The sequence below is a fragment of the Methylorubrum aminovorans genome, assembly GCF_022179725.1.
Taxonomy (GTDB): domain Bacteria; phylum Pseudomonadota; class Alphaproteobacteria; order Rhizobiales; family Beijerinckiaceae; genus Methylobacterium; species Methylobacterium aminovorans.
Genome location: NZ_BPRC01000050.1, coordinates 1 through 18,167, shown reverse-complemented (window position 1 = coordinate 18,167; position 18,167 = coordinate 1). Strand labels below are relative to the sequence as shown.

Below are 18,167 nucleotides of genomic sequence, written 5' to 3'. Positions count from 1 at the left end.
TGCGCGTCGCTGAGAACCAAGCGATCCTGAACGCTCAAGGCTGTCCTCCAAAAGACAGCCTTGAAGCACCGCTTACCCCGTCCGTGAACCCCAAGAGTCCACGCGGCCTAGAGGCGGATGGCCCTGGCGTCGTCCGTGAGCATGGCGTGGCAGTAGGTCTTCAGGGTCGTGTCGAGGTGGCTGTGCCCCATCATTTCGGGAATGTCCGTCAGGGGCACACCCGATGCCGCGAGCATACTCGCCGCGAAGTGGCGCAGCGCATGGAAGTGGAACCGGTCTTCAGGATGCTCCATCCCCACTTCCCGGAGCAGCGGCTGCCACATCGTCTCATGGAAGTGCGAGGCCGAGAGCGGCGAGCCGCCGCGCGTTGCGACTAGTCGCCCGTGCGGGTTCGGCCGGTGATGGTCGCGCAGGTAAGCCGTGATCATCGCTCCAATCTGGGCAGGCAGGGGGAAGTCGCGCACGCCTGCGGCAGTCTTCGGCCCCTTGATGCCGTCGTGCTTGGAGAAGCTGTGGCGGATGCGGAGCACGCCCTTGTCGAGGTCGATGTTCTCGACAGCGAGGCCGGCAATCTCGCCGTAGCGTAGCCCGCACACCGCCGCGAGATGAACGATGATCCGGCGCAGGTCCGAGGTGCGCTGCTCCCAGTTCTTGGGCCGCTGTTCGGTCGCTTTCAGCAGCGTCTTGACCTGCTCGACGGTGAAGGCCCGCACCTTCCGGTCCTTGATGCCCTTCAGTTCATCCAGCACCTCGTCCACCGGCTTCGTCTTCATGTGGCCGTGCTTGCGGGCGAAGTCCTGGAGCTGCTTGAGCACCACGATGCGGGCACGGGCCGTGCGCGGCAGCAGCAGACCGGTCCGAACCGGCTCCTCATAGCAGGCCATGATTTCGGCATGCTTCAGCTCAGACGCGATCCGGCGACCAATCCGTGGGAGGATAGTATTGCGCAGCGCTGACTCGATGTTGCGAGCTCGGCCGTTGAGCAGTCGCCCGTCGTCCACGCGAGCACGAATATGGAGCAGGAAGGCCTCGGCGAGCGCGGCCGACCGTGCCAAATGAGGGCTTCAACGGCTGACGCCGCGACGCGCACCTGCAACACGGCCTCCGGGCTGGCGTCCGGCCGGCGCTCGACCGGGATGCCTTCCTCGGCGATGCTGCGGATGACGGCCTCCTCCTCGCGCTCCACCGCCACCATTTCGCCGCGCAGCGCGGCAAGTCAGGGTCTACGCCTCGCACCTGGAAGGTGGCGGCACGAGGTTGGGCGACCGCTGTCGCGCCAGTGGCGAGGATCTCATTCCAGGCGGTGCCGCCATTGAGCTGCGCAAGCTGAACTACTGGGCCTCAGAACCTGTCGAGGCGCACCCGCTACCTCAGCGGGCTCCTGTCGCTCGGCGACTCCATGGCGCCGCCACGCAGCAGGAGAATTCCGGTCGACTCGCGCGTTTGGTCCGACAGGCCATGCCCTCAAGTGGAGGCGCCCCACACTGGGGTGCTGAGGCGCCGCCCAACCATCTGCGAAAGGATCCACCGCACGATGCCGATCAAGGCTCTGAACGATCGCAAGAAGCTATCGAGCAACTTCAACGAGGCCAACGACGTTTTCATCGACGCGGTGCTCGGCGCCCTGCAGGCTGGTGAGATCCCGCTCGAACTGGCCCGGGCCTACCTTGCCCATCCGGCCGCTATGATGCACTCGGATGGCCCGCAAGCGGTGGCCAACTACTTCGAGCGGATCCTGTCGCAGCAGCCTAAGATCGACTGGACACCCGGCGACTGAGTGGAGGCAGCCATGGCCGTACCAGATCGCGAGCTTGAGTTCTCACCGCTCTCCGGCCGGGTGACGCGAGATGGTGTGACTGTGCAGGTCCATATCTACCGCTTCGCAGGCACGAACGAAGGATGGACGCTGGAGGTAGCGGACCACGAAGATGGCTCGACCGTGTGGGAGGAAACCTTCGACACGGACGACGAGGCCTATGAGGCCTTCGAGCGCTGCATCCGAGAGGACGGAATAAGGACGTTCACGGAGGATGCCCCGACGTGGCATTGATGGCGCGCAGACGCGAGCGAGCGCTCACATGCGCTATCCGAGATCACCATCGGACCGATCACGACGTTCGCGCGTGAGAGGCCTGAGGAGGTGGTGCGGGCACCATGCGTGGAGCTCGGGAACAGATTAGCGGAGCGATAATTGGAAGCTGACACGCGGATCCGCCTCCGACCTGAAGCGGCCTCAGCCGGCGCTTGCTTCCCCCCCCTGCCGTCTGTGGCATGCCAGGAACGGTTTGGACCCCTTATCCGTCCTGAGGGGAGACCCAGGTTGGGGACGTCCTAACGGGAGGCTGAGGAGATGACCAAGGACCGACGCGTAGCCAACCTGATGGCCGATGCGCTCCTTTTAGAGCACTTAGCGAACTCTATAGGCTCGGCCGCGCTCGTCTACCGTGACAGGAACAGTTCGAACGAAGAGCGCTCTCTTTGGAAGATGGCGCGTTCACATCGTATCCGGGCACTGCTGACTTATGGGCAAGCGGCCGCTCTACGTGGATGCGTGGTAAGCGTAGGTGATCCCGAGCGATAACGCATTTGTGACAACCGCTACTTGCCCGGAATGGCATCAAGGGACAACCCAAAGTAATAGAATTTTGGTACGATTGTTGTAATGGTCTGGCCGTTAGGGCTTCCAGAGACCTGTCTATGGCCGATGAAACGCCTTCCCCTCTCGCCGTCGCCGTAAGGTCCCTCACCGGCGTTGGGCTCATCGACGGAGGCGATACCGTTGATGTGCGTTTTGCTGCGCCTGATGGCCAGATGATCGCAGTGCTGATCCCGCGGGCGGTATTCACAGAGTTGCAGGCGAGAGATCTGGGAGCGCCTTGGCGGCACGCTGGTCTCGAACAGACATCCTGAGGGGTCATCCCTGCGTCGACCTCGTAGATCTCACGCACGGTCGTCTCGTCCAGGCTGCGACTGCGAGTGAAGCCGAGCAGGTGGCGCATCTCAGCGGCAGATCGGTCGGGCTGTTCGCTCTCGATGGGATCTCAGGATGGCACAAAAACTCACGCCCAGCCGGACCAGCGTATCAGCTAGGATACCTTTCAGATTAAACCGAAGACACGCTGTACGTTGCTTTGCGGCTGGCGGGAGGTCTGTGTACCCCGAAGATCGATTTGCACGTTTCCCCGAAGGTCGAGGGTCTTCACGATTAGCACATCGGCGCGAAAATCCGTGTTTCCAGCCTGATGTACATCGCTGGCTGGCATATAGATGCTACCCTGTGTATTGAAGTTGCTATTGCCGTGCAGCTCCAGACTCGGACTGCCAACAATGCTGAAGCCCTGATACGGCCCCGACGTCGGAGCGGTGATGTTCAGGTTCAACGTACCGCTACCTCGAGTTTTGATCGTCGAAGACGTGTCAAACGCGAGCGTCACGCCATTGCCTGCTATGTTCAAGGCATTGTTCCCGCCGACATCAATAGTTGCACCTTTGAAGAAGTAGATGCCAGGCTGAAAGGTGTAGTTGTTTTTGTTCGGTATCGTACCTGTATAGCAGCCCGGGATAATGCTCGTCAGCGAGTTCGGGAAGGCTTGGCAGGACATGCCGCTCATGTCGACTTTGAGACCAAACGGATCGCCTTGGAGTGTGCAGGCGCGTGGCCGCCCCGGGTTGAAGTTCCCTCGCGCGCCATTGTCAGCAACCGATTGGCAGATCTGGCCATTGTAGTTGCCAGCGCTGCCGGAGGTCGCGATGTATGAAGAGAGCTGCACGCCGCAGGTGGCGTTGACTGAGACACTGCCTCTCGCGTCGATCCCGGGATTTACCGCATCAAGAGCGTAGAGACAGGCGCGAGGGCTGCCACCACTGGTGACCGAGACCACGGCGGCCGATGCCGCTCGCGTCTCGAAGCTTCGATGGCCGAAGATCCAGGCAAAGTAGGCCGGGATCGGGTTGCCGTGAGCGACACTGCGTTGAGCCGTGACTTTCACGGCGTTCGGCTGCGTTCCCCCGGCCGTGAAGGTCTTGGTGCCGGTGTCATAGGTCCCTACTTCCACATCTGCTTCCGTCGTGACGCGCCCGTAGTGCGACGGAAGGTTTTGCGCCACGAGAGAGACAGCTCGGCTGATCGCTGTCGCGCTGTCGGGAAGGGCCTGAACCGCCCCCAAAGATGCGCTGTCGACGGCGTATTGCAGTCGCGATTGGCTGAGACGCAGGTTCGATCCGTCGATGACCAGCGATGCCATCCCGATCACGGACGGAAGAGCGACAGCTAGGACCATGGCGACCGCTCCGTCCTCGTCACGACAGAACCGTGCGAGAAGCGCACTCACGGGGTTGGCTCCTTCTGCATTACAACGGTCGAGCTAAGGACCACCTCACCGTAGAAGTGGCTCATGAAGGCCGTTGGGCTGGCGGCTGAGGCCGGCATCGAGACCGTCAGCGTGTACTGTCCATTATTCAGGACGGGGCCGGTCACGGAAACCTTCTCGGAAGACACCCATTTCGGGAGGCCCTCCATGATTTTGGTCGGCGCGTCCGAAGAGCCGATACGATTGGCAGCCACCTGTCTTGCGACGTTCCACGTGACATGCTGCTCGGCTTCGTAGGTAAACAGGATCAGGCCGAACTCGAAAACAGCCATCAGCAGCGCAATCAACACGGGCGCGACGAACGCCATCTCGACCGCAACGGCCCCCTCCTCATCCTTCAGCATAGATTTTCCCGGAGTATGCGGCTGAGGTCCACAGAGCGACCATCTGAACACAAACAGCGCCGGTTGATTAGGGAACGAGCAATGCGAAATTGTGCAAAAATCGCCCAATCATTGCGGTAGTAAACGCTCTGATAAAACTGGCTTGCGCGTAGACGCACCGGCGCGAATTGCGCGATCGCAAGACCCTAAAATCAACTTAATGCAATATTTATTTTGGCCAGTATATTTTTAATCGCTAGTCGCGTCTCAGGGTTGATAGTGTAAGCCTCAATGGTGGCGCTCACTGCTCATCAGCAAATGCTGCGGCTCTCCTTCGCCCGCCGGCAAGGCGCAATGATGAGGCAGGCTCACAAGAGGCGGGCGCCGGGCGCAGCGGCCCGGTCGTGGGGTCGAGACGGGCGCCAAAAGCATCAGGCTAGCGGGAAGCGATCACGCTTGATGCGGCGCCTCGGTAGATCTGTGCGAGCTGCACGAAGCCGCCTACCTGACAGGTGCCGTCGGCCGGGTCGCCGCCGATCGGGATGCACTACAGCAGAGCGCACGCAACAATTCGCGCAATCCGGTTGAAAAGCCGAGCTTCTAGATCCCCACCCATAGGACGGTCGCTCAGGGCCGTAGGGGGATTACGCCATGCTCGATATGCTTAGGATCGTCGTCGCCGGAACGCTGCTCTACGGAACGACAGTCTTCACCTCGCCCGTCGAGGCCGCCAAGCTCAACCGCGTTCTGCCGCGGGCGATGCATCCGGTGAAGGTGGAGCCGTGCAAGGCATCGTGGCCCTACCTGATCCACACCTGCGTCGCTTGAGAAGGGCAGAAAATCGTCATGATGCCATTTCCCCGACCTTCCCTCATCGGCCTCACCACACTCCGGCTGCTATGGTGCCCGCTGGCGCTGGCCATTGGCCTGTTCGCTATCGTCTTGGCGTGGCTGCTGCGGCCACGCGACATGACGGTCAGCAGCGATGCTGCCATCTCCGCCGCAATCGGCAGCCTGGGCGTTCTGATCGCGCTCTCAGCCTTGCCGGCCGCAAAGGCCGCCGAGGGCTGAAGAACGATCCCTAATATGTCACATCGTTGCTGACATCCGATGCGTCGGAACCAGGCCAGACGGGCGGAACTCGGCCGATTGCGGTGACTTGGTTTCCGACCATCACGCGGAGCCACCAATCTCATGACCCAAGCCGATACCCCGATGCCCGGCGAAGATCCAGGTGCCCTCATTGAGGAAGACAATCAAGGCAATCCGCAGCCTGCACCCCAGCCACACGCAGACATTCCTGAAGAGGACGACCCGGCGGCGAAGGACACCGAGCAGCAGCCGACCTGACATGCTGCCTGGGCTCGGCGCTCCTCATTTGGCGAGCCCTGTTTCGAGCTTGCTGTCAGGCCGGCTCAGCCACCTTGCGAGGCCGACCAGCGCGCTTTGTCTTTGAGGCCGGTGCCGGCTCGGGCGCAGGCTCCGCTTTCTTGCGCGGATTGCCCAGGCCGAGCTGCTTTGCTAACGCCGAGCGCGAGGCCGAGTAATTTGCAGCGACTGAGGGGTAATCGTTCGGCAGCCCGTAGCGAGCGCGATACCCTTCGATCGTGAGGCCGTGCACGCTGAGATGCCGCTTCAAGGTGCGATACGGCTTGCCATCGACGAACGAGATCAGCGCGTCCGGCGTGATCGACTTCCTGATCTGCGCCGGCGTCGGCTTCGCGATCTCACTTCCGGATTCGGCCGAAGGTGCCGCCAACAGGCTCGCAAATGCCCCATGCACCTGCACGAGCAGGTTCGGCAGTTCGCCTGCCCGGATGGAGTTGTTGCTGACGAAGGCGGTGACGATATCGGCCGTCATCGTCAGCAGGTCAGGCGATGTGTTGTCTTCCATGGTGATTTGCTCCTTACGAGGGTAGCACAATCACGACGTTCGCCGTAGTGCAACACAGTTGATCTAATATAGTTGTGTGGAGGCAATCACTTTATCGGGCAGGGCCCCAGTGGGTAGCAGCGGAACTGCTGCCACCAACATGGGAGCGTTAGGCTGCCTTGGCGACAGGCGCAGGAGCATCCATAGCGCGCAGATAGACCTCCAGCAGGCTCTCCTGCTCGTCACGCTCATCCTTGTCCTGCTTGCGCAGCTTCAGGATCTCCTTGAGCACCTTCACGTCCAGGCCTTCGCCCTTGGCCTCGGCGAAGATCTCCTTCTTGGTCTCCATCAGATCCTTGATCTCTTCCTCGATCCGCTCGACGCGTTCGATGATGGAGCGGATCCGCTCACCTGCGACGCCTACCGTGTCCGTGGAGTCGGTCATGCCTTCCTCGTGCTCACTGTGCACGTGCAATCTCGCGGCTCAGGGTAAGCGAGGCGTTAAGGCTGAGATCTCGAACTTAGGCGCGGGCGCTGAGCCGGCTTGATGATGACCGAGCTGATGCGGGCACTCGATCGGTGAGTTATGCAGCCTGCGCCGCCGGCCACCGCTCGACGATCCGGGTGGTGATGCCGTCGGCAGTGATGACAGTGTGCTGGCAGAAGCCGCCCAAGGCCGGCTGCTTTTCACCGCTGACCGGGTGCGGGAAGCGGAGATCCCGCTGCGCTCGCATGACGCGCAGGCCATCTCGCGACGGGTCGAAGGAAGCCATGCCGCCCGATAGGCCCATGGCAACCAGGCGCCCTATCAGCTCGGGCGACAACGGGGCACAGGTGTTCATGATCTGCTGCGGGCCGGCGGCCTCGCTGCCCGAGTCCATCACCCAGCACTCAGGCCGGCCGCGCTCCTCGGACCAGCCGGCCATCAAAATCAAATTCGGTCGAGCGCGCGCCTGCGGGTTTGCCGTGCCGAACTGCGCCAGGGCAATGGTGTAGGTCTCATGCATGTTGCTGACCGCTTCGTCGAAGGAGACGAAGCGCCAGCGAGCCCGATCCGCGAAGTACTCGGGCAGCTCGCTCGGCCCACGACCTGAGACCACGGCCGGGAGGTGCCTAAGGATGCGCACCTTCTGCGCGGTGCCGAACACCTGCCCCTCGGGGCCACGGAGCCAGCCATCGGTGAGCACGTGAACAGCCCCAAACCCGGCGACCCCGTAAGGGCAGCCTCGCCATTGTCGCACTAGGTCGCCGGCCAGATGCACTGCATCGCTCCAGAAGTCACTTGAGGTCGGGTTCGACGGTGATGGTGGCGAAGTACACGGCAAGGCGCTTTGCCGCTTCAAAGTCCTCGCACTCGATGTTTACCTGCCCGGGCCAGACCCGCTCCTCCTGTCGGAGCTGATGCAGGATGTGCTCGGCCGTATCGGCAGCCTCGGTTTCAGTGTTCCCAGCGACACGGCACTCGTACCGTTTGCCGGATACGACGATGGTAAAGGGTGCAGATCGCATGGCCTCAACATGGTCGGCGACGGCTGCTTGCGCGCTGTGACAGAACGCCCGCTGTGAGGCCTCCGCGCTGCGTAGGGCGCCCGGCTACTCACGCCGTCGTGGCACGGCCATGATTGGGGTTTCGCCGACGGTTTAGAGGCCGCCCTGATAGCAAAGGCGATTTTTCTTGGCTTTCGTCGCCACTGGCCGCATGTTGAAATCTTCGCACGCTCGCATCCGCCAACCTGTTATGGAGGGAGAAGATGCTCAGATCGTTCGAGGAGAGAGAACGCGCCGAAGAGCTTTTATTTGTGATCGGCGAGGAACGGCGCTTTCTGAACCGCCGCGCTGGCGCCCAAGCATTGGCCGATTTTGCTATCCGAAAACTTGGCTGTGATGGACAGACAGGTCGCGCCTACGCTGACGTGCTGATCGACGCAATGATCCATGGTGCCAGCAACGAGGCCTTGCTGGAGCGAGTGCGCGCCGATCTCGCAGCCAACCTGGCAGATTTCAGCTGCGACGAACTCAGAGCAGTGATGCTGGGCGGCAGTGATCCTGCTCTTAGATCAGGGCCGGTCGTTACACCGCGCTCGCCGGCCCGCAGTTCTCTGCGTTTGTAGCGCAACAACGACCAAGATCGCGCTTCATACCGACGCGGGCCAAGGCTACCTTGTCGGCCGGCAGCGGCTGCCAGCAACCCCTGCGAGGAACCGGCGTCCGCTCGTCCGGATCACACGCGTGATCACGCCTGTCGCGAAGCCGCCGGCGATCACGGCCGCGAAGCGCTGCCGGCTGAAGCCGAGGCGCGGGTTTGCGGCTTCCCTCACAGGGGCCTGCCTCTTTGAGACGGTGGCGACATCGCACGTCGGTGTCTAAGGCACTTGCCAGCCTGAACGCGGTGAGGAGGCGCACACCGCGAGCGGCTGTGGTCGCAGCCATTCCACCGATGGCAATCGCCAGCGGAAAAGCGCGCCCTCTGACCGCATGGGCCGAAGGTCCGATACCGGTGCTTATCCGATTAAGCGGTGTACGGATTCTAATCCCAAGCGGTCTTCTGCGCCGTGGCTGGCGGAGGTCCGAAAGGGGGAAGCAGTAGTTCGGCGGGCGGATGCCGTGTGATCGCAAGCGCCGACAGCCGACATAAGCTCAATGTCCGAAAGAGGACACTCGCCGATCACCCTCGCATCACGGGCGATTTAGCCCGATAGCGTGGCGTGCTCCGCCAGCGAGGAGACCACGCCGTAGCGCATGCAATAATAGACGAGGTCAATGTCGGAAGATACACCGAGCTTTGTCTTCACAACATAATGGTAATTCGCAACAGTCTTGGGTGTCAGGTTGAGCGTGCTCGCGATCTCCTCGGTCGATTGGGCGTCGAGCAGCATCCGCAGCACCTCGAATTCGCGCGGCGATAGGCGCTCGAGGGCAGAAGCCTCCTCCTCAAGCCGCGTCAACGCAAGCGCGGACGCGATTTCCGGGCACATCGCCGTCTTGTTCTTCGCGACGTTCCTGACAGCCCCCGCCAGTAGCTCCGGCGCGCTACTTTTCGTCATGTAGCCTTTGGCGCCGGAGCGGAAGGCTTGGAGCGCGTAGCTCGCATTAGCGTGCATGCTGAAGACAAGCACGCGCGCGTGCGAGTCCCACTGGCGTATCTGCCGGATCACATCGATCCCCCCACGGCCGGGCATGCTGATATCCATGATGACCACGTCGGGAGCGGCGTCCTTGTAGAGCCGATAGGCCCCGATTCCATCGCCGGCCTCCGCGATCACCGCGATGTCGCCTTCCTTGTCGAGAAGCCGCCGATAGCCTTCGCGCACGATGGCGTGGTCGTCGACCAGCATCACCCGGATCACGGCGTCCATCAGATCTGCTCCCGCGGTTCGAGGGGGACCGAAAAGCTCACCCTCAGCTCGACGCCCCCTTCGAGGCGCTGAGCGAGGCTGAACGCGCCGCCGAGCGCCACAACCCGCTCGCGCATGCCGACCAATCCGACGCCGCTCGACGAACCGGAGGATGCTGCAGGCGGCAGGCCGACGCCATCGTCCGTCACGCTGAGCGCGATCAGACGCGCCCGCTCTCCCGTCCGCGACGCCGATACCGGTCCTCCGCGAAGGAGGACTTCGACATTTGCGGCTGCCGCGTGGCGCGCAGCATTGTTCAAGGCCTCTTGCACGATCCGGTAGATATGGCCGGCTGCCTCCGCCGGAACGTCATCGAAGCAACCATGCCATTGGAATACGAAAGCCGAGCTCCCCTGCCTGGCATGACACGCGGTCAAGGCTTGAAGGCTGGCGATGAGCCCAAGATCGTCAAGTTCTGGTGGCCTCAGATGGGCAAGCGTTTCGCGAAGTGCCCTCATCGTGCCTGACGCCAGGGCGACTAACTCCTGGCTTTCTTGGGCAGCCTCAGGCGCGGTCGCTCGAACCGTCTTGCTGATGGAGGTCGCCAGACAACTGAGCGCCGTCAATCGCTGCGCGATGTCGTCATGGAGTTCGAGCGCGATCATGCGCCGCTCGCGTTCTTGAGCGTCCACCAGCCTACGGGCAAATTCGGCACGCTCGGAGGTCGTCGCCTGAAGCGATTGCGCAAGATCGTTGAACACGTCTGCGATGCGCTGCAACTCGCGCAGTCGGAAGGAAGGCAGACGGCTTGAGAGGTCGCCGTCAGATAGACGATTGACGCCTGCGAGGACCTCGGCCGCCGGCCGAAGCGCGTGATCGACCACAACATAGACGAGCACGCACAACGCCCCTATCGTCATCACCAACAGGCCAAGCGTTCGCGTCAGCTCCATCCAAGCCGTGCGTGCGATCGTTGTCGGATCCAGCGTGGCGCGGATCGTCCCCCAGCTCTCGCCGCGATAAACGAGACGTCGTTCCGTCTGCGAGCGACCGACGAATAGCGCGTGGGAGGCGGTCACGAACCAGGCAGGCGGGCTGGAGACGCGCTCGTCGCTGCCGACGCAGCTCGCGTTGCGGACCTCGGTGACCGGGCCGAGCAGCTGGATGCATTGTCCGGCGCCAAGTGAAAATTTCAGGACCGACTCCCAGTCGGGAAAGCGGTCGGCGCGATCGAAGCCTCTAGTGATTCGGATGATCTGAACCATCAGCTGTCGTTCGACGGCTTCCACCACATCATCGTTCCGGCGATCGACCTCCGCGGCGACATGACGGACGGTCAGCGCCGCGCCGCCGATGAGGCAGAGCATGGCCATCAGGACGATGCGCCCGACCAAGGTCCATTTGAGGTCGAGCCCGCTTCGGCGGCGCGTTTCCCCGACCGTATCGATCACCGCGGAAACCGATGTCTTCGTGGCGGCGGGCTTGCCCGCCGAACCCGGCTGGAGCTCGCCGAGGAAAAATGCCCAAGGATTCATGTGCCGATCGCCATTCCAGCCGGGCCTGAAAAGCTCATCATGCCGTGGTCGCACGATGCCTCCAAACGGCTTCGGAAGAAACAATCCGCTCAACGAGAAATCACCGTTTCGCGCAGATAAGGTCAGTCTAGGCCAATTTGCTCAAATGAATGTCGGCTTGCTCGCCGATAATGCAGGGGATCGCGATGAAGAACAGTTTTTATTATGCCGCTGTGCTGGCTGCAGGTCTGGCGTCGACCGCTGCGGTCGCAGATCCTTCGGGCCACGCGAAGATGATCACCATTTCGGATGCTGCTGCTGTGAAGTGGAAGCCTGCCCCTGCCGCTCTGCCCAAAGGCATTGAGATCAGCGTCATCATGGGCGATCCGGAGAAACCCGGTCCGTTCGCGCTGAGGCTCAAGATACCACCCGCGACGACCATCGCTCCGCATACCCACGCAACCGACGAAACTGTAACACTGCTCAACGGCGCTCTCGTCCACGACATGGGTGCGAAGATCGTGGAAAGCCGCGGTGAACCGTTTCGCGAAGGTGGCTTCCTCTACCTGCCGGCCCACATGCCCCATTCCCTCTGGACCAAGGATCAGCCGGCGGTAATTCAGGTCAATGGCACCGGACCCTTTGGATTGAACTACATCAACCCGGCCGACGATCCTTCGAAGGCACGTTGATAGGGCCCGCCCGTCATTCTCGAAAATCACAAACGGCTCGAAGTGAAGGGCCCCGACCTGGGGCTGATGCCCCTTGCACTCTCGCTCGCCGGCCGCGCAGGGCTCGCGTTGGCGGCGGCGGATCCGGCCTACGCCAGGCCCATCCGAAACCTGGTCATCGTCCACGGCATGCTTGAGGATGGGGCCGGCCGGTGCAGAATTCACGATTGTCTCAACGCTAAGAGCGATCGCGTGTCGGAGATGCAACCACCGCTGACATCGTTCGAGAATGACGCGGCTTGTGCTCGGCACTCATCCTGGGGTGCACCGGAGAGGCAATCAGGCCTAGCGACATCGGGCCGACGCGTACGGACGTCAATCCCGGCGTGGGGCCGCGGGCGACGACGGCAGCCCCATCACGCCCAGCCGCGCTCGGCCTCTGTCCTCGCTTCATCTCCAACTCCTTTGATCCAGGCTGATCCTGTCAATCAGCCCGGTCCAAAGCCAGCCGGTCAGGCCAGAACCACGTTGGCAGAGTCGTGATCGGAGTCGCGTCCTGACCATCTGACAGGGTGCGGTGCGCCTTCTCCGTTGATCAGGGCTATGCGCTTTAGCCTTCGGCAATCCTCCTCCTTCGCGACAGAGCAGCCAGTAGATTGGTGGGCCGCTCTGTCCCACAAAGCGATTGAAGGAACAGTCCGCTAAGGGTCAGGAGTTCGCGCTCGTCTTAATCTGCGACGCGCCGATTTCGATGAAAAACTCGCGTCGGATCTGGATCGAGCGCTCAACGGACGAACGCGCCGGTCCAACGCGAGAGTGATCCTGATCGATCAGGCCTGGATGAACTGCTGAAGCGGGATCGGCTTGGCGCACTTCCTGAGGTTCTGGGACGCCGCGGCGAGGTGGAACTCGTCCCAGGCCCCGTTCGGTCCCCGTAGCCAGAGTCGATCCCACTTCAGGAACCGTCTGAGGTGGGCAAACAGCATCTCGACCTTCTTGCGCTCGCGTTGCGAGAAGATCGGCCGATCCGCAGCCTATAAGGACTGAAGAGCAGCATGGCAGCTCTCGGACGTCGGCCGGCAAGACTTGATGTTTGTCGATCCTTTTTCAGGCCGTGCTCCATCTGTGTCGCTAGGGCTGCAACGCCGCGGCCTGCTTCTCGAAGCTGGAGAGATCGAAGTAGTCGCGCCACTCCACAATCGCTCCGACGGAAACGCGCATACTGCCCATCGTGGGAAGCTCGATCCGAGCACCGTTCTCCGCCGTGAAAATGTCGAAGCGTTCGGTCAGCACGGTGTCGCCGTCCTGTGCGATGCGCAGGACCCGCCAATCCGCCTGGATACGGCTACCAACGCCGAACCCCTTATGGAACTGCCGGACGTTCTCGCGGCCCTGCATCTGGGGTAGCGGTATGTTATGATACAAGACGTCCTCGGCGAGTAGATCGATCGCCGCGTCGAAGCGCTCGCCGTTGATCAGTTCGAAGAACCGTCGCACAACCGCGACCTCCGGCGTTTCCATGGCCATGCACTCGTTCCTTCCCGGTGTTGGTTCGACGCCCGGCGGGCCGCATCTTCGCGGCAGGCCGGGGTCCGCTTACTCCTTCACGAACGCGAGAAGATCTCGGTTGAGGATGTCGGCGTTGATGGTGAGCATGCCGTGCCCGAAGCCAGGGTACGTCTTAAGTCGGCCGTGCTGAAGTAGCGTCACGGAGAGCCGGCCGGCATTGTCAATCGGAACGATCTGGTCGTCCTCACCGTGCAGAACCAGCGCTGGCACCGAGATCGCCTTTAGGTCTTCGGTCTGGTCGGTCTCGGAGAACGCCTTGATGCCCTCGTAGTGCGCCTTGGCGCTGCCCATCATGCCCTGACGCCACCAGTTCTGGATGACGCCCTGATGCACGGTCGCCCCGTCTCGGTTGAAGCCGTAGAACGGCCCCGTCGGTAGATCGAGGAAGAACTGCGCGCGGTTCGCGGCGAGCGCCTGCCGCAAGCCCTCGAAGACTTCGATCGGCAACCCGCCTGGATGGTGGTCCGTCTTCAGCATGATCGGCGGCACGGCGCTGACGAGAATGGCTTTGGCGACGCGGCCCTCCGGATCGCCATACCGAGCAATATAACGGGCTACCTCGCCCCCACCCGTCGAGTGGCCGATATGGATGGCGTTGCGTAGATCGAGGTGCTGAACGATGGCGGCCGCGTCGGCCGCGTAATGGTCCATGTCGTGGCCCTCCGACACCTGCGCCGAGCGGCCGTGGCCGCGCCGGTCGTGGGCCACCACGCGGAAGCCTTCCCGCACGAAGAACAGCATCTGCATGTCCCAGTCGTCCGACGACAGAGGCCAGCCGTGGTGAAAGACAATCGGCTGCGCGGCCTTCGGACCCCAATCCTTGTAGAAGATCTCGACGCCGTCATGGGTCGTAACAAATGCCATGGTGATGCTCCGTCCCTTTGTTGGGGCGAGGCTTGCGTGGCAATCACATCGCACGCAGGCCGTCGACGCGTTTCCCGATCGCGCCGACGCACGATCGTTTCATGGTGTTCGGTTCAGCCGAACTTGACGAGGTTCAGGGCGGGCAGCGGTCCGCCGGGAAACTGGACGAGGCGGGCGCCGAGCGCGAGGGGGCCGAGATCGATGCCGAAGAAGCCGAGCCGGTTGATCAAGGCACCGATTTCGTCCTTCGCGTTCACGTCATCACCGGAATAGAACAGGACGCGCCTGCCGCACTCGCTCGCCGGATCGCCGGACACGAGATCGGGCCGGAGATGGTTGAACGCCTTCACCACCCGCGCGCCCGGCACGAGGCCGGCGAATACGTCCGACGAGGCGCGACCGCCGAGATCGGCGGCCTTGAACAGCGGCGCCTCAACGGAGTTATTGGCGTCCACCACGATCCGTCCGCCGAAGTCCGGCAGGCCTGAGAGGGCCGCGGGCAGCATCGACCAGTTCACCGCCACGAAGGCGATGTCCTTTGAGGCAACTTCCTCACGCGTGCCCGCCGCAACACCCGGTCCGATGGCGGCGACGGTTTCGGCCAAGTCCTCGGGGTTGCGGCTGTTTGCGAGTGTCACGGGGGTGCTGGTCCGCGTGAGCGCGGTTGCGATGGCTCGGCCGATCTGGCCTGCGCCGATGATGCCGATGGAGGGCATGACGGTCTCCTCGTCATAATGGGGCGGCAGGGGATCAGGCGGACTGTCCGCCGTCGACGTTCAGGGTGGCGCCGGTGATGTAGCCGGCATCGGGACCCACCAAGAACGCGACCGCTGCCGCGATATCGTCCGGCTGGCCATAGCGGCCGAGTGCGGCCAGACCCTTCAACGTCTCCGCGAAGGGACCGTCCTCTGGGTTCATGTCGGTGTTGATCGCGCCGGGCTGAACGAGGTTGACCGTGATGTTGCGAGGACCGAGATCCCGTGCCCAGCCCCGCGTGTAGGCCGCCACAGCAGCCTTAGTAGCGACGTAGTCCGCCGCCCCCGCGAACGGGACGTGCACGGCACCCGTCGTGCCGATCGAGACGATACGTCCGCCGCTTGTCATCAGGAGAGCGGCGGCACGGACTGCGGCGGTGACCCCCTTTATGTTGATGTCGAGTTGCCGATCGAAGGCGGCGCGATCACCGTCTGGATCGTCCACCCTCCCGGTGACGAAGACGCCGGCTGAATTGACCAGGATGTCGAGCCGTCCGTACGCCTCATGTGTCTGCCGGACCAGGCCGGCGACCTCCGATGCCTCTGCTTGATCGGCTCGGATGGCGAGGCCACGGCGTCCTGAGGCTTCCAAGCCGGCCAGGATCTTGCCGGCCCTCTCCCGGGAGGCGGCATAGCTGAAGGCCACATCGGCGCCGTCACGCGCCAAGCGACGCACGATGGCGGCACCGATGCCACGCGATCCGCCGGTGACGAGGGCCACCTTGCCTGCAAGGGGGGACAAATCCTGGGCCATGGCGCTGCTCCTAACCGGTTGATGCAGCGTTTATGGCCGACGCATTCCCCTTGGTTTAGTCGGTTCTCGCTTGGTATACCTTCAACGATCTCTTGAAGGCGTTATGATGGAAACTCTTGCCAACTTGGAAGCCTTCATCCGCAGCGCTGAGTTCGGCAGCTTCTCGGAAGCCGCTCGGCGCTTGTCACTGACGCCGGCTGCTGTCAGCCGGAACGTGGCGATGTTGGAGAGAAACCTCGGGATTCGCCTTTTCCATCGCTCGACGCGGAAGCTGAGCCTGACCGAGGCTGGCGAAACCTTTCGCCTTGCGATCGCCGAGAACTTGGAGGGCATCCAGGCCGCAATCGCCGGGATCGGCGGGGCAGGCAACGAGCCGGCTGGCACCCTCAAGGTCAGTATGGCCCTGACGTTCGGTACGATGTACATCCTGCCGCTGCTACCAGGCTTCCTCCAGCGCTATCCCCAGATCCGCCCGGAATGGCACTTCGAGAACCGACGGGTCGATCTCGTCACGGAGGGCTACGATGCCGCGATTGGTGCGGGGTTTGATCTGGGGACCGGTCTCGTCGCCCATACGCTGGCGCCGGCGCATGTCATTGCAGTCGCTTCGCCGGTCTACTTGAAAGGCCGATCACTGCCCGAGGATCCGACCGGCCTACAGCAGTTCCAGGGCATCGTGCAGCGCTCGCTTCGGACCGGCCGGCTGCAGCAATGGACCATGCGCAACGCTGCAGGCGAGGAAAAGGCGGGGCACCTGCCCGTATCCCTTGCCGTCAATGACCCGGCCGCGATGCAGGAAGCAGCGCTGCTCGGGCTGGGTGTCACCATGCTCGCGGTCCCCGACGTGCTACCTGCGCTGGAAACCGGCCGCCTGATCCAACTCCTTCCAGAGTGGTACGCCGATGCCGGAGTGATCTCGCTCTATTACAGCACGCGCACGTTGCAGCCTGCCAAGACACGAGCATTCGTCGAGTGGGTGACCGAGGCGTTCAGGAATCAGCGTCTCGCTGAACGCTTCGCGGGAGGGCGTCGTTAAGCCTGCCTACTTTCAGGAGGCTAGGTGAAGCATACTACTGTATAGGACTAGGCGCTCTTGCGCCTGGATCGCATGAGGATTACTAATCAATTTTCCCGTATCGTCAGTTTCATTATCTCCTGAAACCAACGCAATGCCGTGAGATGAATTTATTGACAGTTGATCCGCCGGCAATTAATGACTTTATGATGTATTTTTGATAAAATCTCAATCCATTTTTGAAAGCCCCATACAGCTTCGAAAGACAAGGCCAAGCCGCTACTCCGCAGCAATCGGCAAGAGTGCGGGTGCATCCTTCGTTGCTTCGGATTGGCTTCGCCATCCTTGACGCAGCGGCGCCACAGCTACCTGGTTCCGGCCATTGTGCTTGGCCCGGTAAAGCGCCGTATCCGCAGCGCGTATGAGTTCGGCGCTGGTGCCGGAGGTGCTCGGGACGGAAGCAACACCGAGCGAAGCGGAGACCTTCGCCCCGTGCGTGCCCGACAGGCTCTCGATGCGAGCTCGGATCTGCTCAGCTTTGTTAGCGGCATCCTCAAGATCGCAGTCGGGCAGGAACACGATCATTTCCTCGCCGCCATAGCGGCAGGCAACATCTGTCTCCCGCAGGCCACCGACGATGGCGGCTGCGGCTTCACGCAGGACGGCGTCGCCGGTCGCGTGACCATGCTCGTCATTCAGCCGCTTGAAATGGTCGAGATCGATCATGACGACAGACACCTTCCGGGACTCGCGTTCGGCGAGCCGGACGTAGCGTTCGAGGCTGTCCTCCATGTAGCGGCGGTTATAGAGGCCCGTCAGGGGATCGCGCAGGGCCTGGCTGCGCAGCTTCTCGCGCAGAGCGATGTTCGAGAGCGCGAGCGACATGGCATCCCCGAGCGCCGAGCTGAGCGGCAGGATCGCCGCTAGACGTGCTTCCGCATCGGCCCCCTCCGCGAAGATTTGCAGAAGCCCGAGGTTCTCGCCGCGCGCTGCCATGGGGATCTCCAAGGCTGCTAGAGCCGTGCCCTAGCGGGTTGAATCACTTGGGGTAGGCGATCTGGCTGGCGTGTGATTCACTGGGTGGGCTTGTGATGGAGGATGCCATGCCTTCAGCCCTGTCGGTT

The 18,167-nt window shown here is 62.5% G+C and carries 23 protein-coding genes and 1 pseudogene; 8 read left to right on the top strand and 16 right to left on the bottom strand.

The annotated features are described in order from the left end of the window. Nucleotides 1–107: 107 nt before the first annotated feature. Both MFF24_RS27405 and MFF24_RS27400 read right to left on the bottom strand, forming a co-directional pair. A complete protein-coding gene (locus MFF24_RS27405) occupies nt 108–884 on the bottom strand; it encodes a tyrosine-type recombinase/integrase (protein ID WP_238229058.1) in 777 nt (258 codons plus the stop codon). Nucleotides 885–898: 14 nt separating this feature from the next. Beyond that, complete coding sequence (locus tag MFF24_RS27400; RefSeq protein ID WP_238229057.1) at nt 899–1,186, bottom strand: hypothetical protein; 288 nt, start codon at nt 1,184–1,186, stop codon at nt 899–901. 348 nt (nt 1,187–1,534) lie between these two features. Between MFF24_RS27400 and MFF24_RS27395 the strand changes: the two genes are divergently transcribed. Together MFF24_RS27395 and MFF24_RS27390 are read left to right on the top strand one after the other, a co-directional pair. Further along, nucleotides 1,535–1,777 carry a hypothetical protein gene (locus MFF24_RS27395; RefSeq protein WP_238229056.1) on the top strand — a complete coding sequence of 81 codons (243 nt, stop codon included), beginning with the start codon at nt 1,535–1,537 and terminating at the stop codon, nt 1,775–1,777. Between the two features lie 12 nt (nt 1,778–1,789). Beyond that, nucleotides 1,790–2,050, top strand: coding sequence for a hypothetical protein (locus MFF24_RS27390; protein WP_238229055.1), 261 nt, complete (start codon nt 1,790–1,792; stop codon nt 2,048–2,050). Nucleotides 2,051–3,098: 1,048 nt separating this feature from the next. Here MFF24_RS27390 and MFF24_RS27385 read toward each other — a convergent pair. Further along, nucleotides 3,099–4,331 (bottom strand): TadG family pilus assembly protein, encoded by a 1,233-nt coding sequence (locus tag MFF24_RS27385; RefSeq protein WP_238229054.1) that lies wholly within the window; start codon nt 4,329–4,331, stop codon nt 3,099–3,101. Further along, nucleotides 4,328–4,714 (bottom strand): TadE/TadG family type IV pilus assembly protein, encoded by a 387-nt coding sequence (locus MFF24_RS27380; protein WP_238229053.1) that lies wholly within the window; start codon nt 4,712–4,714, stop codon nt 4,328–4,330. The genes MFF24_RS27385 and MFF24_RS27380 overlap by 4 nt, the downstream gene beginning before the upstream one ends. Nucleotides 4,715–5,344: 630 nt before the next feature. Between MFF24_RS27380 and MFF24_RS27375 the strand changes: the two genes are divergently transcribed. From MFF24_RS27375 to MFF24_RS27365, 3 genes are all read left to right on the top strand, one after another. Continuing rightward, nucleotides 5,345–5,521 (top strand): hypothetical protein, encoded by a 177-nt coding sequence (locus MFF24_RS27375; protein WP_238229052.1) that lies wholly within the window; start codon nt 5,345–5,347, stop codon nt 5,519–5,521. Nucleotides 5,522–5,539: 18 nt separating this feature from the next. Beyond that, nucleotides 5,540–5,764, top strand: coding sequence for a hypothetical protein (locus MFF24_RS27370; protein WP_238229051.1), 225 nt, complete (start codon nt 5,540–5,542; stop codon nt 5,762–5,764). 123 nt (nt 5,765–5,887) lie between these two features. Next, a complete protein-coding gene (locus MFF24_RS27365) occupies nt 5,888–6,043 on the top strand; it encodes a hypothetical protein (protein ID WP_238229050.1) in 156 nt (51 codons plus the stop codon). 55 nt (nt 6,044–6,098) lie between these two features. Here MFF24_RS27365 and MFF24_RS27360 read toward each other — a convergent pair whose 3' ends face one another. The 4 genes from MFF24_RS27360 to MFF24_RS27345 form a co-directional block, all read right to left on the bottom strand. Further along, on the bottom strand, nt 6,099–6,587 hold the full coding sequence (locus MFF24_RS27360; protein ID WP_238229049.1) for a Ros/MucR family transcriptional regulator: 489 nt from the start codon (nt 6,585–6,587) through the stop codon (nt 6,099–6,101). A 148-nt stretch (nt 6,588–6,735) separates the two neighbouring features. Continuing rightward, on the bottom strand, nt 6,736–7,011 hold the full coding sequence (locus tag MFF24_RS27355; protein WP_238229048.1) for a DUF2312 domain-containing protein: 276 nt from the start codon (nt 7,009–7,011) through the stop codon (nt 6,736–6,738). Nucleotides 7,012–7,150: 139 nt separating this feature from the next. Next, entirely contained in the window at nt 7,151–7,714 is a 564-nt protein-coding gene (locus MFF24_RS27350; protein ID WP_238229047.1) for a hypothetical protein, read from the bottom strand. A 130-nt stretch (nt 7,715–7,844) separates the two neighbouring features. Beyond that, a complete protein-coding gene (locus MFF24_RS27345) occupies nt 7,845–8,075 on the bottom strand; it encodes a hypothetical protein (RefSeq protein WP_238229046.1) in 231 nt (76 codons plus the stop codon). 242 nt (nt 8,076–8,317) lie between these two features. Between MFF24_RS27345 and MFF24_RS27340 the strand changes: the two genes are divergently transcribed. Further along, on the top strand, nt 8,318–8,677 hold the full coding sequence (locus tag MFF24_RS27340) for an ATPase inhibitor subunit zeta (protein WP_238229045.1): 360 nt from the start codon (nt 8,318–8,320) through the stop codon (nt 8,675–8,677). Between the two features lie 576 nt (nt 8,678–9,253). On the opposite strand, the gene MFF24_RS27335 is transcribed toward MFF24_RS27340, so the two are convergent. Both MFF24_RS27335 and MFF24_RS27330 read right to left on the bottom strand, forming a co-directional pair. Beyond that, nucleotides 9,254–9,922 (bottom strand): response regulator, encoded by a 669-nt coding sequence (locus tag MFF24_RS27335; RefSeq protein ID WP_238229044.1) that lies wholly within the window; start codon nt 9,920–9,922, stop codon nt 9,254–9,256. Continuing rightward, nucleotides 9,922–11,436 carry a HAMP domain-containing sensor histidine kinase gene (locus MFF24_RS27330; protein ID WP_238229043.1) on the bottom strand — a complete coding sequence of 505 codons (1,515 nt, stop codon included), beginning with the start codon at nt 11,434–11,436 and terminating at the stop codon, nt 9,922–9,924. Before MFF24_RS27330 ends, MFF24_RS27335 begins: the two co-directional genes overlap by 1 nt. A gap of 185 nt (nt 11,437–11,621) precedes the next feature. On the opposite strand from MFF24_RS27330, the gene MFF24_RS27325 reads away from it, so the two are divergent. Further along, nucleotides 11,622–12,107, top strand: coding sequence for a cupin domain-containing protein (locus tag MFF24_RS27325; RefSeq protein ID WP_238229042.1), 486 nt, complete (start codon nt 11,622–11,624; stop codon nt 12,105–12,107). Between the two features lie 809 nt (nt 12,108–12,916). On the opposite strand, the pseudogene MFF24_RS27320 reads toward MFF24_RS27325, so the two are convergent. From MFF24_RS27320 to MFF24_RS27300, 5 genes and pseudogenes are all read right to left on the bottom strand, one after another. Beyond that, nucleotides 12,917–13,105, bottom strand: a pseudogene (locus MFF24_RS27320) (IS5/IS1182 family transposase); the annotation flags it as partial. Between the two features lie 112 nt (nt 13,106–13,217). Beyond that, the gene (locus MFF24_RS27315; RefSeq protein ID WP_238229041.1) at nt 13,218–13,613 is read right to left on the bottom strand and encodes a limonene-1,2-epoxide hydrolase family protein; all 396 of its coding nucleotides are present in this window, start codon (nt 13,611–13,613) and stop codon (nt 13,218–13,220) included. A 69-nt stretch (nt 13,614–13,682) separates the two neighbouring features. Continuing rightward, nucleotides 13,683–14,519 carry an alpha/beta fold hydrolase gene (locus tag MFF24_RS27310; protein WP_238229040.1) on the bottom strand — a complete coding sequence of 279 codons (837 nt, stop codon included), beginning with the start codon at nt 14,517–14,519 and terminating at the stop codon, nt 13,683–13,685. Nucleotides 14,520–14,632: 113 nt separating this feature from the next. Next, the gene (locus MFF24_RS27305) at nt 14,633–15,235 is read right to left on the bottom strand and encodes an NADPH-dependent F420 reductase (RefSeq protein WP_238229039.1); all 603 of its coding nucleotides are present in this window, start codon (nt 15,233–15,235) and stop codon (nt 14,633–14,635) included. 34 nt (nt 15,236–15,269) lie between these two features. Continuing rightward, the gene (locus MFF24_RS27300; RefSeq protein ID WP_238229038.1) at nt 15,270–16,028 is read right to left on the bottom strand and encodes an SDR family oxidoreductase; all 759 of its coding nucleotides are present in this window, start codon (nt 16,026–16,028) and stop codon (nt 15,270–15,272) included. A gap of 106 nt (nt 16,029–16,134) precedes the next feature. Here MFF24_RS27300 and MFF24_RS27295 point away from each other — a divergent pair, with 106 nt between their 5' ends. After that, nucleotides 16,135–17,064: a LysR family transcriptional regulator gene (locus tag MFF24_RS27295; RefSeq protein WP_238229059.1), complete on the top strand. Its 930-nt coding sequence runs from the start codon at nt 16,135–16,137 to the stop codon at nt 17,062–17,064. Between the two features lie 258 nt (nt 17,065–17,322). Here MFF24_RS27295 and MFF24_RS27290 read toward each other — a convergent pair whose 3' ends face one another. Further along, nucleotides 17,323–18,039, bottom strand: coding sequence for a GGDEF domain-containing protein (locus MFF24_RS27290; protein ID WP_238229037.1), 717 nt, complete (start codon nt 18,037–18,039; stop codon nt 17,323–17,325). Between the last annotated feature and the right edge of the window lie 128 nt (nt 18,040–18,167).

Coding starts and splice junctions, on each gene's coding strand:
- MFF24_RS27375 (WP_238229052.1), top strand. CDS start 5,345: ATGCTCGATATGCTTAGGATCGTCGTCGCCGGAACGCTGCTCTACGGA.
- MFF24_RS27305 (WP_238229039.1), bottom strand. CDS start 15,235: ATGCCCTCCATCGGCATCATCGGCGCAGGCCAGATCGGCCGAGCCATC.
- MFF24_RS27315 (WP_238229041.1), bottom strand. CDS start 13,613: ATGGCCATGGAAACGCCGGAGGTCGCGGTTGTGCGACGGTTCTTCGAA.
- MFF24_RS27345 (WP_238229046.1), bottom strand. CDS start 8,075: ATGCGATCTGCACCCTTTACCATCGTCGTATCCGGCAAACGGTACGAG.
- MFF24_RS27390 (WP_238229055.1), top strand. CDS start 1,790: ATGGCCGTACCAGATCGCGAGCTTGAGTTCTCACCGCTCTCCGGCCGG.
- MFF24_RS27360 (WP_238229049.1), bottom strand. CDS start 6,587: ATGGAAGACAACACATCGCCTGACCTGCTGACGATGACGGCCGATATC.
- MFF24_RS27335 (WP_238229044.1), bottom strand. CDS start 9,922: ATGGACGCCGTGATCCGGGTGATGCTGGTCGACGACCACGCCATCGTG.
- MFF24_RS27290 (WP_238229037.1), bottom strand. CDS start 18,039: ATGGCAGCGCGCGGCGAGAACCTCGGGCTTCTGCAAATCTTCGCGGAG.
- MFF24_RS27295 (WP_238229059.1), top strand. CDS start 16,135: ATGGAAACTCTTGCCAACTTGGAAGCCTTCATCCGCAGCGCTGAGTTC.
- MFF24_RS27395 (WP_238229056.1), top strand. CDS start 1,535: ATGCCGATCAAGGCTCTGAACGATCGCAAGAAGCTATCGAGCAACTTC.
- MFF24_RS27325 (WP_238229042.1), top strand. CDS start 11,622: ATGAAGAACAGTTTTTATTATGCCGCTGTGCTGGCTGCAGGTCTGGCG.
- MFF24_RS27370 (WP_238229051.1), top strand. CDS start 5,540: ATGATGCCATTTCCCCGACCTTCCCTCATCGGCCTCACCACACTCCGG.
- MFF24_RS27330 (WP_238229043.1), bottom strand. CDS start 11,436: ATGAATCCTTGGGCATTTTTCCTCGGCGAGCTCCAGCCGGGTTCGGCG.
- MFF24_RS27340 (WP_238229045.1), top strand. CDS start 8,318: ATGCTCAGATCGTTCGAGGAGAGAGAACGCGCCGAAGAGCTTTTATTT.
- MFF24_RS27310 (WP_238229040.1), bottom strand. CDS start 14,519: ATGGCATTTGTTACGACCCATGACGGCGTCGAGATCTTCTACAAGGAT.
- MFF24_RS27355 (WP_238229048.1), bottom strand. CDS start 7,011: ATGACCGACTCCACGGACACGGTAGGCGTCGCAGGTGAGCGGATCCGC.
- MFF24_RS27300 (WP_238229038.1), bottom strand. CDS start 16,028: ATGGCCCAGGATTTGTCCCCCCTTGCAGGCAAGGTGGCCCTCGTCACC.
- MFF24_RS27380 (WP_238229053.1), bottom strand. CDS start 4,714: ATGCTGAAGGATGAGGAGGGGGCCGTTGCGGTCGAGATGGCGTTCGTC.
- MFF24_RS27365 (WP_238229050.1), top strand. CDS start 5,888: ATGACCCAAGCCGATACCCCGATGCCCGGCGAAGATCCAGGTGCCCTC.
- MFF24_RS27405 (WP_238229058.1), bottom strand. CDS start 884: ATGGCCTGCTATGAGGAGCCGGTTCGGACCGGTCTGCTGCTGCCGCGC.